General features: G+C 65.8%; 9 protein-coding genes. 4 read left to right on the top strand and 5 right to left on the bottom strand.

Annotated features, from left to right (window positions below; all coding sequences use genetic code 11):
- Positions 1–98 precede the first annotated feature (98 nt).
- On the top strand, positions 99–890 hold the full coding sequence (gene rpsB / locus HUK65_RS00180) for a 30S ribosomal protein S2 (RefSeq protein WP_179904098.1): 792 nt from the start codon (positions 99–101) through the stop codon (positions 888–890).
- Positions 891–971: 81 nt separating this feature from the next.
- Positions 972–1847 (top strand): translation elongation factor Ts, encoded by an 876-nt coding sequence (gene tsf, locus HUK65_RS00175; protein ID WP_179904097.1) that lies wholly within the window; start codon positions 972–974, stop codon positions 1845–1847.
- 121 nt (positions 1848–1968) lie between these two features.
- Here the strand turns inward: tsf and HUK65_RS00170 are convergent, their stop codons facing one another.
- The 5 genes from HUK65_RS00170 to HUK65_RS00150 form a co-directional block, all read right to left on the bottom strand.
- A complete protein-coding gene (locus HUK65_RS00170) occupies positions 1969–2655 on the bottom strand; it encodes a DUF502 domain-containing protein (RefSeq protein WP_179904096.1) in 687 nt (228 codons plus the stop codon).
- Entirely contained in the window at positions 2652–3569 is a 918-nt protein-coding gene (locus HUK65_RS00165) for a pseudouridine-5'-phosphate glycosidase (RefSeq protein WP_179904095.1), read from the bottom strand. The genes HUK65_RS00170 and HUK65_RS00165 overlap by 4 nt, the downstream gene beginning before the upstream one ends.
- Positions 3557–4453 (bottom strand): PfkB family carbohydrate kinase, encoded by an 897-nt coding sequence (locus tag HUK65_RS00160; RefSeq protein WP_179904094.1) that lies wholly within the window; start codon positions 4451–4453, stop codon positions 3557–3559. Before HUK65_RS00160 ends, HUK65_RS00165 begins: the two co-directional genes overlap by 13 nt.
- Positions 4450–5106, bottom strand: a complete 657-nt coding sequence (locus HUK65_RS00155) for a class I SAM-dependent DNA methyltransferase (RefSeq protein ID WP_235441670.1) — start codon at positions 5104–5106, stop codon at positions 4450–4452. Before HUK65_RS00155 ends, HUK65_RS00160 begins: the two co-directional genes overlap by 4 nt.
- Before the next feature lie 165 nt (positions 5107–5271).
- Positions 5272–6045, bottom strand: a complete 774-nt coding sequence (locus tag HUK65_RS00150; protein WP_179904093.1) for a 3-hydroxybutyrate dehydrogenase — start codon at positions 6043–6045, stop codon at positions 5272–5274.
- Between the two features lie 336 nt (positions 6046–6381).
- On the opposite strand from HUK65_RS00150, the gene HUK65_RS00145 reads away from it, so the two are divergent.
- The gene (locus HUK65_RS00145) at positions 6382–8196 is read left to right on the top strand and encodes an extracellular solute-binding protein (protein ID WP_179904092.1); all 1815 of its coding nucleotides are present in this window, start codon (positions 6382–6384) and stop codon (positions 8194–8196) included.
- A 291-nt stretch (positions 8197–8487) separates the two neighbouring features.
- Positions 8488–11340, top strand: coding sequence for an excinuclease ABC subunit UvrA (gene uvrA, locus HUK65_RS00140; protein ID WP_179904091.1), 2853 nt, complete (start codon positions 8488–8490; stop codon positions 11338–11340).
- The last annotated feature ends 4 nt before the right edge of the window (positions 11341–11344 follow it).

Here is an 11344-nt window from a genome sequence, read left to right as displayed (position 1 = left end):
GGTCCGGGCTGTGCGGGGGAGACATCCCTGCGTGGTCCACCGGTTGGGGCGATGCCCTGAAATGACCCCGCTCAGGCGCAAACCGGAAAGGACAAGACATGGCGCTTCCCGAATTCTCCATGCGTCAGCTGCTGGAAGCTGGCGTTCACTATGGTCACCAGACCCAGCGCTGGAACCCGCGCATGGGTCCCTTCATATATGGTGATCGCAATGGCATTCACATCATCGACCTGACCCAGACCGTTCCCATGCTGGATGCGGCACTGAATGCGGTGCGCGAGACCGTGTCCAAGGGCGGGCGCATTCTGTTCGTCGGCACCAAGCGGCAGGCGCAGAAGCCCGTGGCCGAGGCGGCCGAGCGTTCGGCGCAGTATTACATGAACCACCGCTGGCTGGGGGGCACGCTCACCAACTGGAAGACCGTGAGCCAGTCCATCGGGCGGTTGCGGGCGCTGGATGAGCAGCTGGAAAGCGGCGCTGAGGGGCTGACCAAGAAGGAACGCCTGGGCATGGAGCGCGAGCAGGCCAAGCTGCAGGCCAGCCTTGGCGGGATTCGCGAGATGGGCGGGCTGCCGAGCCTGCTGTTCGTGATCGACGTGAACAAGGAGGCCCTGGCGGTTCAGGAAGCCAGGAAGCTGGGCATTCCGGTGATTGCGGTGGTGGACACCAACTGTGCGCCTGACGGGATCGATTACATCATCCCGGGCAATGACGACGCTGCCCGCGCGATCGCGCTTTATTGCGACCTGGTGTCCCGTGCCGCGCTGGATGGCATGACTGCGCAGATGGGGGCCGCGGGCATCGATCTGGGTGCGCTGGAAGACGCGCCGGCCGAGGAGGCCGTGGCCGAGGGTGGTGACGCCGCCGCTGCGGATAACGAGACTGCCTGAAGGGCGATGTGAAATCATTCTGTCATCATGCCGGGCGAGGGTCCCGGCATGATGCGTTGGACAAGTCAAAGGAGAAGCCACATGGCCATCACCGCTCAAATGGTCAAGCAACTGCGTGAAGCTACCGGCGCAGGCATGATGGACGCCAAGAAGGCGTTGACAGAAACCGATGGTGACATGGAAGCGGCCCAGGACTGGCTGCGCACCAAGGGTCTGGCCAAGGCCGCCAAGAAATCGGACCGCACTGCGGCCGAGGGACTGGTGGGCGTTGCCATCGACGGCGGCAAGGGTGTTGCGGTCGAGATCAACTCGGAAACCGATTTCGTGGCCAAGAACGATCAGTTTCAGGGCATGGTGCGCGACATCACCGCTGCCGCGCTGGGCGTGTCCGATGTGGCGGCGCTGAAGGCGGCCGAGGTTGGCGGCACGCCGGTCGAGACGGTCATCACCGATGCCATCGCCAAGATCGGCGAGAACATGACGCTGCGCCGCATGGCCGTGCTGGAGGGTGAGACCGTTGTGTCCTATGTCCATAATGCCGCCGCAGACGGCATGGGCAAGATCGGCGTTCTGGTGGCGCTCAAGGGCGCTGACAACGGGATCGGCAAGCAGATCGCCATGCATGTGGCCGCGACCAACCCGGCCTCGCTGGGCGAGGGGGATCTGGACCCGGCGCTGGTGGAGCGCGAGAAGGCCGTGCTGAGCGAGCAGGCGCGCGAGAGCGGCAAGCCCGAGGCGGTGATTGCCAAGATGATCGAAGGCCGCATGAAGAAGTTCTTCGAGGAAGTCACCCTTCTGGGACAGAAGTTTGTGATCAACCCGGATCTGACCGTGGCGCAGGCTGCCGCGGAAGCCGGGGTCGAGATCACCGGTTTCGTGCGCATGTCCGTTGGCGAGGGGATCGAGAAGAAGGAAGAGGATTTCGCCGCCGAGGTCGCCAAGACCCTGGCCGGTTGAGCTTCGGCCCATTTTCGGGCATAGGACGGCGGGGCATTGCTCCGCCGTTTCCTGTTTGTGGGTGGCTGCCGGGCATGGGGGACTGCCGGGCATGGACGGGCCCTTCAGGGCCGCCGGGACCTCAGGTGTGGGCGTTGGCTGCCTGGCCCAGCTGCCGGGCGACCTTGCCATCGGGATAGACCAGCCCGGCCGAAATCACGAGCTTGATCGCCTCTTCGACCGACATGTCCAGTTCCTGCACATCGGCGCGCGGCACGAACAGCAGGAACCCCGAGGTGGGGTTGGGGGTGGTCGGCAGGAAGACGCTGATCATCTCGCCGTGCCCGTCAAGTTTCTCGGAGACCTCACCCCGTGTCCGGGCCGAGATGAAGGCCACCGCCCAGATGCCGGGGCGCGGATACTGGACCAGGCAGGCGCGGTCAAAGGTAGGCTGGCTGCGGGCCAGCACCGTTTCGGCAATCTGCTTGACCGCGTTGTAGATGGAGCGCACCACCGGCATCCGTTCGACGATCCGTTCGCCCCAATGGATCAGGCTGCGTCCGATCAGCCCCTTGGCAAAGGCGCCGACGGCCACGGCAAAGATAAGGAACACGACCACCCCGGTGCCGGGTATGTCCCAGCCCAGCAGCGTTTCCGGGCGATAGGCGCGCGGGATGAAGGGAATCACCCAGCCATCGATCCAGTTGACGGCGGTCCATACCACCCACATGGTCAGCACCGCCGGGGCGATCACCGCCAGCCCGGTCAGGAAGTTGGTCCGCACCCGTCCAAGGATGCTGCGTTTGTGATGCTCTTCCGGCTCGGTCATTCGGATGCAAGGTCCTGCAGGGCGATGGCGATGGCCGCGGCCAGTCGCGCGTTGTTGCGCACAAGGGCGATATTGGCGGCCAGGGATCGCCCCTCGGTTAGCGCATGGATGCGCCCCAGCAGATAAGGTGTCACGGCCTTGGCTGCAATCCCGGCGGCCTCGGCCTCGGACTGCGCCCGGGCGATCAGGGGGGCCAGGGTTTCGGCGGGGATTTCATCATCGCCGGGGATGGGGTTGGCCACAAGCTGCCCCCCGGCCAGACCCAGTTCGGCCCGCATGCGGTGGGCGCGGGCAATGTCGCGCGCGCTGTCCAGCCGCAGGGGCGCGGCCAGCCCGCTGTCGCGCGACCAGAAGGCGGGCAGCGCGTCCTGCCCATGGGCAATGACCGGCACGCCCAGGGTTTCCAGCACCTCCAGCGTCTTTGGCAGGTCCAGGATGGCCTTGGCGCCTGCCGCCACCACTGTCACCGGGGTGCGCGCCAGTTCCTGCAGATCGGCAGAGATGTCGAAGCTGGACTCGGCCCCCTTGTGCACCCCGCCGATACCGCCGGTGGCAAAGACCGGAATGCCCGCCAGATGCGCGCAGATCATGGTGGCGGCGACCGTGGTGGCCCCGATCCGCCCCTGCGCCAGGCAAACCGCCAGGTCGGCCCGGCTGAGCTTCATGACGTTTTCGGCCCGGGCCAGGCGCTCCAGCTCCGGTGCGTCCAGGCCGATATGGATCCGCCCGTCCATGACGGCGATGGTCGCCGGGACGGCCCCTGCAGCGCGGATGTCCTCCTCGACCATGCGGGCGGTGTCCAGGTTCTGCGGCCAGGGCATGCCATGGGTGATGATGGTCGATTCCAGCGCCACCAGAGGCATCCGCGCCCCGCGGGCAGCTGCGGTTTCGGCGCTGAAGGTCAAGGAATACATGCGGTCTCTCCGTGGCGAATATGGTCGGCGGTGCGGTCCAATGCATAGGTCAGGGCGGCGCGCGGCTCCAGCCCCTGCAGGCGTGCGGCGATATGCGCGGCCATCAGCCGGTCGCCCGCGCCGGTGACCCGCGGCGCGCGCAGCGCAGGCGGGGTGGCCTCCTCCATCAGGCCCGTCGCATCGGCCCATGCTGCGGGCCGTGCCCCATCGGTCACCAGCGCCGCTGCGGCGCCCAGGGCGCACAACGCCCCGGCCGCGCTGTGGCTGTCGGCAAGCTCCGCGCCGCACAGGTTGGCCGCTTCGGCCCGGTTGAGGTGCAGCACCAGCCGCGGGTGCCCCAGCAGGGCGCGCAACCGTGCCGCCTTTGCCGGAGACGCTCCGGCCACGCAGATCTCTGCATCCGCCAGGGCCGGCAGGGCGGCAGCCGCGCCCAGGACCGCCGCATCGAGGTTCCCGTCGATCACCACCCGCCGGACGTCCAGATCCCCGCGCACCGGCTCCAGCAAGGCCACCCCCGCCGCATCCATGGCCGCCGTATCCGCAACCGCAGCGACCAGCCCGGACGGGTCCTCGATTGCAACATAGCTGCCCGTCGCTTGGCCGGGTATCCGCAGAACCCGGTCACAGATCACCCCCAGCGCACTGGCCTGTGCCAGCAGTTCCTGCCCTGCCGCATCATCCCCCAGCGCCGTGAGAAGCTCTGCCGCCACGCCTTCGTGCCGCAGCCAAAGCGCCAGGTTCAGGGCAACGCCGCCGGGCGCGCGCACCACCCGCCCGGGCAGATCATCGCCCCGCACAGCCGGATCAGCGGCATGGCCGATCACATCCCAATGCGCAGCACCGATACACAGAACGCGCCGCCCGGAGGGCGCCACATTGATCATCGAAGCCGCAACCGCAGCAGCCGCGCCTGCCCACCATCCGCCGCGCCATAGATCGGCACATCCAGATGCTCCACCGAAGCGATCCGTCCCGCCAACCCGTCAAGCGCCGCCGGAAAGCGCTTCGCCTCCCAGACCTCCAGATTCACCGACAGCACCATCACCGCACCGGGTGCCGCCACGTCCAGCAACGGCGGCAATCCTTCGGGGCCGACATGGCCATGGGTAAAGGTGCCCGCGCTGATGATCCCCGCATAAGGGCCGCACCCGCCGGGCAAGGGCCGCGTGATATCCGCCACATGCTGCGCCCGGTAGACGCCCTTCCGGCCCGCCACCGCCAGCATCTCGGCCGAAATATCGACACCATCGACCGGGCCCGCAAAGCCACACCCGCGCAAGGCCTGCGCCACCAGCCCGGTGCCCGCGCCCACATCCAGCACCGCCCCGTCAGGCGCCCCAGAGGCTACGAAGGCTTCGGCCACGCGCACCGGCAACACATATCCCTGGGCCGCGGCAAAGCCCGCATCGTAGCTTTCCGCCCAATCGGCATAGAGCGCCAGACATTCCTCGGGGCTGCGCAGCGCATAGGCCCGCTGCAACTTCGATCCGGCGTCATTCATCTGCTCCTCCATTCCGTTCATGGCCCGCGTCTTCATCGTGCGGCAACTGTTCCGGGGTGAATGCGCGCCTGCGCGCAGAGGGGCAGCGCCCCTTGCCCGGGGGGCGCCGCAGGCGCTCCCCGGCCCGGCCCAACGCCGCAAGCTGCGGGCTTGCCCGCCGCGCCGCGGGGGCGGGAGCCTCCCCGGCCCGGGTGTGCACGCTCAGAGCGCGGTCCAGCCGCCATCCACGCTGATGGTCGTCCCGGTGATCTGATCCGCCGCGTCCGAGGCCAGGAACACCGCCGTCCCGCCCACCTGTTCGACCGTGGCAAACTCGCCCGAAGGCTGCCGCGCCAGCATCACTTCCTTGATGACGGTTTCGCGGTCCATGTCATGGGTCTTCATCTGGTCGGGGATCTGCGCCTCGACAATGGGCGTCAGAACGTAGCCCGGGCAAATGGCGTTGCAGGTCACACCCTTGCCGGCGGCCTCCAGCGCGGTGGTCTTGGTCAGCCCCACCACCCCGTGCTTTGCCGCCACATAAGCCGATTTGTAGGGGCTGGCGGTCAGCCCATGGGCCGAGGCGACATTGATCACCCGTCCCCAACCGGCGGCATACATGCCCGGCAGGGCGGCCGCCGTGGTGTGAAAGGCCGAGGACATGTTGATGGCGATGATCGCATCCCATTTCTCGGCCGGAAACTCCTCGATCCGCGCCACATGCTGGATCCCGGCGTTGTTGACCAGGATATCGCAGCCTCCGGCGGCCTCGATCAGCGCGCGACAATCGTCTGGCTTCGACATGTCGGCACGGATATAGCGAGCGGTGACGCCGAACGCCGCGCCTATCTCCTTTGCAAGATCATGGTCTTCCTGCGAATCGGTAAAGGAATTGATCACCACATCGGCGCCCGCCCCGGCCAGCGCGCGGGCAATGCCCAGTCCGATCCCTGAATTCGACCCGGTCACAACGGCCTGTTTCCTCTTGAGCGACATCTGCGAACCCCCTCGTATTCCGTGATTGCATTGACTGTTGCGCTGCAGCATATCCGCTTGGCCAGCGATTGCCATAGGGCGCACTGGCGCGCCGCCACTGCAAGCCGTTTCCAAAGGGCGCGCGCAGCACATGCTCCCTGGCGGCATGGAAAAAAAAGCGCCCGCACAAGGCGGGCGCAAGTCGTTGAGGCAGGTTTCATACAGGCAAGAAACCTATCGAGCAGTGCCCCCTTTATAACCCTTCTTTCTCAACTGTCCAAGCTAAAAGTTTGAAACTTGGACATAGTCACAGTAGCTTCCGCCCATGGCGCCCCATGCTGCAAAGGATCTTCGCCCATGACCGCGCACCGTTCCCCGACCCTGTTTGCCGCCGTTGCAGCAAGTCTCTGGGCGTTGTCTGCGGTGCCTCTGGCGGCCGGGCCCGGCCATGGCATAGCTATGTATGGTGACCCCGCGCTACCACCAGATTTTGCGCATCTGCCCCAGGCAAACCCCGATGCGCCGCAGGGCGGGCGCATCATTTTCGGCGAGGTCGGCGGCTTCGATTCGCTCAACCCTTACATCCGGCGCGGCACCGCGCCATGGGGGGTGGGCCTGCTGACGGTCGAAACCCTTCTGGGCCGGAATTATGATGAACCCTTCACCCTCTATGGCGTGCTTGCCGAATCGGTCGAGACCAATGACGCGCGCGATTTCGTCGAATTCACCCTGCGCGCGGAGGCCCGATTCTCGGATGGCAGCCCGGTGACGGTCGAAGATGTCATGTGGTCCATGGAGGCGCTGGGAACCGAGGGACAGCCGCGGTATCATGCGGCCTGGTCCAAGGTCGCCTCGATGGAGGCCACAGGCCCGCGCAGCGTGCGCTTCACCTTTACCGAGACGGACCGCGAATTGCCGCTGCTGCTGGGGCTGCGGCCGATCCTGCAGAAGGCGCAGTTCGAGGATCGCCCCTTCGACGCATCCTCGCTGGAGCCGGTCATCGGCTCGGGGCCCTACAAGGTGGGCGGTTTCGAGCCGGGCCGGTCGATCACCTTTCGCAAGACCCCCGATTGGTGGGGGCGCGACCTGAATTTCTATGCCGGGCAGCACAATTTCGAGGAAATCCGCTACGAGTACTTTGGTGATGCGGCGGTGCTGTTCGAACAGTTCAAGGCTGGCGAGGTCATGTTCTGGCGCGAGGGCAATGCCGCGCGCTGGGCGGACAGCTATGACTTCCCGCGGGCGCTTTCCGGAGAGGTGGTAAAGTCCGAGATCCCGCACCAGCGGCCATCGGGCATGATGGGGCTGGTGTTCAACACGCGCCGCGACCTCTTCGCCGACTGGCGCGTGCGTGAGGCGCTGATCCATGCCTTCAACTTCGAGTATGTCGCGCAGACCATCACCGGTGGCGACGACCCGCGCATTGCCTCGTATTTCTCGAACTCGGTGCTGGGCATGCGCGATGGTCCGGCCGAGGGGCAGGTGCGTGCCATTCTGGAACCGCTGTCCGAGCATCTGTTGCCCGGTGCGCTGGAGGGCTACAGCCTGCCGGTATCCGACGGATCGGTGGCCAACCGCGCCAACCTGCGCGCCGCGACCGCGCTGCTGGCCGAGGCCGGGTGGGAGGCCGACAGCGCCGGGGTGTTGCGCAACCCGCAGGGCCGGGCGTTCGAATTCACCATCCTGCTGCGACAGGGGGCGTCCGAAATGCGGGCCATCGTCGATATCTATGTCGAAGCGCTGCGCCGTCTGGGGATCCGGGTGGTTACGGCCAGCGTGGACAGTGCGCAATATACCGAGCGCACGCTGGAATATGATTTCGACATGACCCATATGGTGCGCGGACTGTCGCTCAGCCCCGGCAATGAGCAGTGGCTGTACTGGGGATCCTCGGCCGCGGATCAGCCCGGCACGCGCAATCTGATGGGCGCGCGCAACCCGGCCATTGATGCGCTGATCGAGCGGTTGCTGACCGCGACCAGCCAGGAGGATTTCGTGGCCACTACCCGCGCCCTGGACCGGGTCCTGACCACGGGGCGCTATGTGGTGCCGCTGTGGTTTTCGCCGGTGTCACGTCTGGCCCATGACCGCCGCCTGCAGTTCCCCGAGACGATTCCCATGTATGGCGACTGGACGGGGTTCCAGCCCGAATTGTGGTGGTTCGAGGAGTAAGCGACGGTCCTGGCAGGTGAGCGGGCGCTCCCGCCCCCGCGGCGCGGCGGGCAAGCCCGCAGCTTGCGGCGTTGGGCCGGGCCGGGGAGCGCCTGCGGCGCCCCCCGGGACAGGGGCGCTGCCCCTCTGCGCGCAAGCGCGCATCCACCCGGAGCGTTTTCGGCAAGATGAAGCTGCATCCGTAATCGAAGCCGTGATGTTGACGGTTTGTTCACATATTTTGGTTGGAGGCGCGGGGCGGGTGCATTATGTGTGGGGGTGCCCCGTGTGGGGGCGCTGGGGGTGCCGGTCATGGCCGAAGCGAAGTTCATCGAGGTGCGCGGCGCGCGTGAGCATAATCTGCAGGGGATCGATGTGGATATCCCCCGCGACCAGCTTGTGGTGATCACGGGGCTGTCGGGCTCGGGCAAGTCCAGCCTGGCGTTTGATACCATCTATGCCGAGGGGCAGCGGCGGTATGTCGAAAGCCTGAGCGCCTATGCCCGGCAGTTTCTGGACATGATGCAGAAGCCGGATGTGGATCATATTTCGGGGTTGTCGCCGGCGATCTCGATCGAGCAGAAGACCACGTCGAAGAACCCGCGCTCGACCGTGGGCACGGTGACCGAGATCTACGATTACCTGCGGCTGCTGTTTGCCCGCGCGGGCACGCCCTACAGCCCCGCGACCGGTCAGCCGATTCGGGCCCAGCAGGTGCAGGACATGGTGGACCGGGTGCTGGCCCTGCCCGAGGGGACGCGCGCCTATCTGCTGGCGCCCATCGTGCGCGAACGCAAGGGGGAATACCGCAAGGAATTCCTGGAGTTGCGCAAGCAGGGCTTCCAGCGGGTCAAGGTGGATGGGGCGTTCCATGAGCTGGATGACCCGCCCACGCTGGACAAGAAGTTCCGCCATGACATCGATGTGGTCGTGGACCGGATTGTCGTGCGCCCGGGGATGGAAACGCGTCTGGCGGACAGCTTGCGCACGGCGCTGGATCTGGCCGATGGGATCGCTGTTCTGGAGGAGGCCGCCGAGGACGGGGAGAGGATCACGTTCTCGGAGAAATTTGCCTGTCCGGTCAGTGGCTTCACCATTCCCGAGATCGAACCGCGGCTGTTTTCCTTCAACGCGCCCACCGGGGCCTGCCCGTCCTGTGACGGATTGGGGGTGGAGCTGTTCTTTGATGAGCGTCTGGTGGTGCCCGATGCCGGGTTGCGGCTGGCCGATGGCGCGATTGCGCCGTGGCGGAAGGGCAAGTCGCCGTATTTCCTGCAGACGATTCAGTCGCTTGCGGCGCATTATGAATTTGATGCCCGCACGGCCTGGAAGGACCTGCCGGCGCATGTTCATCAGGTCTTGCTCTATGGTTCGGGCGGAGAAGAGCTGCCGTTTCGCTATGACGAGGGCGGGCGGATCTACAATGTGACCCGGGCCTTCGAGGGGGTCATCCCCAATATGGAGCGCCGCTACCGCGAGACCGACAGCGCCTGGATCCGCGAGGAATTCGAGCGTTACCAGAACCATCGCCCCTGCGGCACCTGTGGCGGCCATCGGCTGAAGCCAGAGGCGCTGGCGGTGAAGATCGGTGGGCTGCATGTGGGCGAGGTCACGCAGATGTCCATCCGCGAGGCGCTGGATTGGGTGGAGACGGTGCCCGGCGCGCTGAGCGGCCAGCAGAATGAAATTGCCCGGGCCATACTGAAGGAGATCCGCGAACGCCTTGGATTCCTTGTGAATGTGGGGTTGGATTATCTGACTTTGGGGCGTCATGCGGGCACATTGTCCGGGGGCGAAAGCCAGCGGATTCGCCTGGCAAGCCAGATCGGCAGCGGGTTGACCGGGGTGCTTTATGTGCTGGATGAGCCGAGCATCGGGTTGCACCAGCGCGACAATGACCGGCTGCTGACCACGCTGCGCAACCTGCGCGACCAGGGCAATACGGTGATTGTGGTCGAACATGATGAGGAGGCGATCCGCACCGCCGATCATGTGCTCGATATCGGCCCCGGCGCAGGGGTGCATGGAGGCCGGATTGTCGCCCAGGGCACGCCCGAGGATATCATGGCCGATGCGGCCAGTGTCACCGGCCAATACCTGACCGGCGCGCGCGAGATTGCCGTGCCCAAGGCGCGGCGCAAGGGCAATGGCAAGAAGCTGCGCGTGGTCAAGGCCTGCGGCAACAATCTGCAGGATGTGACAGCGGATTTCCCGCTGGGCAAATTCGTCTGTGTGACCGGCGTTTCGGGGGGGGGCAAGTCTACCCTGACGATCGAAACCCTGTTCAAGACCGCCAGTGCGCGGCTGAACGGCGCCCGCCAGACCCCCGCGCCCTGCGAGACGATCAAGGGGCTGGAGCACCTCGACAAGGTCATCGACATCGACCAGCGGCCCATCGGGCGCACGCCACGGTCGAACCCGGCCACCTATACCGGCGCTTTCGGGCCGATCCGGGACTGGTTCGCCGGCCTGCCCGAGGCCAAGGCCCGCGGTTACAAGCCCGGGCGGTTCAGCTTCAACGTCAAGGGCGGGCGCTGTGAGGCCTGTCAGGGCGATGGGGTGCTGAAGATCGAGATGAATTTCCTGCCCGATGTCTATGTAACCTGCGAGACCTGCAAGGGTGCGCGCTACAACCGTGAGACCCTGGAAATCCTGTTCAAGGGCAAGAGTATAGCGGATGTTCTTGATATGACGGTTGAAGAGGCACAGGGCTTCTTTGCCGCCGTTCCATCGATCCGGGACAAGATGGATGCGCTGATGCGCGTGGGGCTTGGGTATATCAAGGTGGGCCAGCAGGCCACCACGCTTTCGGGCGGTGAGGCGCAGCGGGTGAAGCTGGCCAAGGAACTGTCACGCCGTTCCACGGGGCGGACGCTTTACATCCTGGATGAACCGACCACGGGGCTGCATTTCGAAGACGTGCGCAAGCTGCTGGAAGTGCTGCATGAACTGGTGGAGCAGGGCAATACGGTGGTGGTGATCGAGCACAATCTGGATGTGGTCAAGACGGCTGACTGGATCATCGATATCGGCCCGGAAGGTGGCGATGGCGGTGGGCGGATTGTGGCGACCGGCACCCCCGAAAAGGTGGCAGAAGTGGCTGAAAGCCACACTGGGCACTATCTGGCGCCGCTGCTGAAAGCGCGCAAGGTGGCGGCCGAATAGGGGT

The organism is Rhabdonatronobacter sediminivivens (assembly GCF_013415485.1).
In the GTDB taxonomy this organism is placed as follows: Bacteria; Pseudomonadota; Alphaproteobacteria; order Rhodobacterales; family Rhodobacteraceae; genus Rhabdonatronobacter; species Rhabdonatronobacter sediminivivens.
The sequence above is the reverse complement of the archived record's forward strand: the minus strand, read 5'-3'. Positions and strand labels throughout refer to the sequence as shown.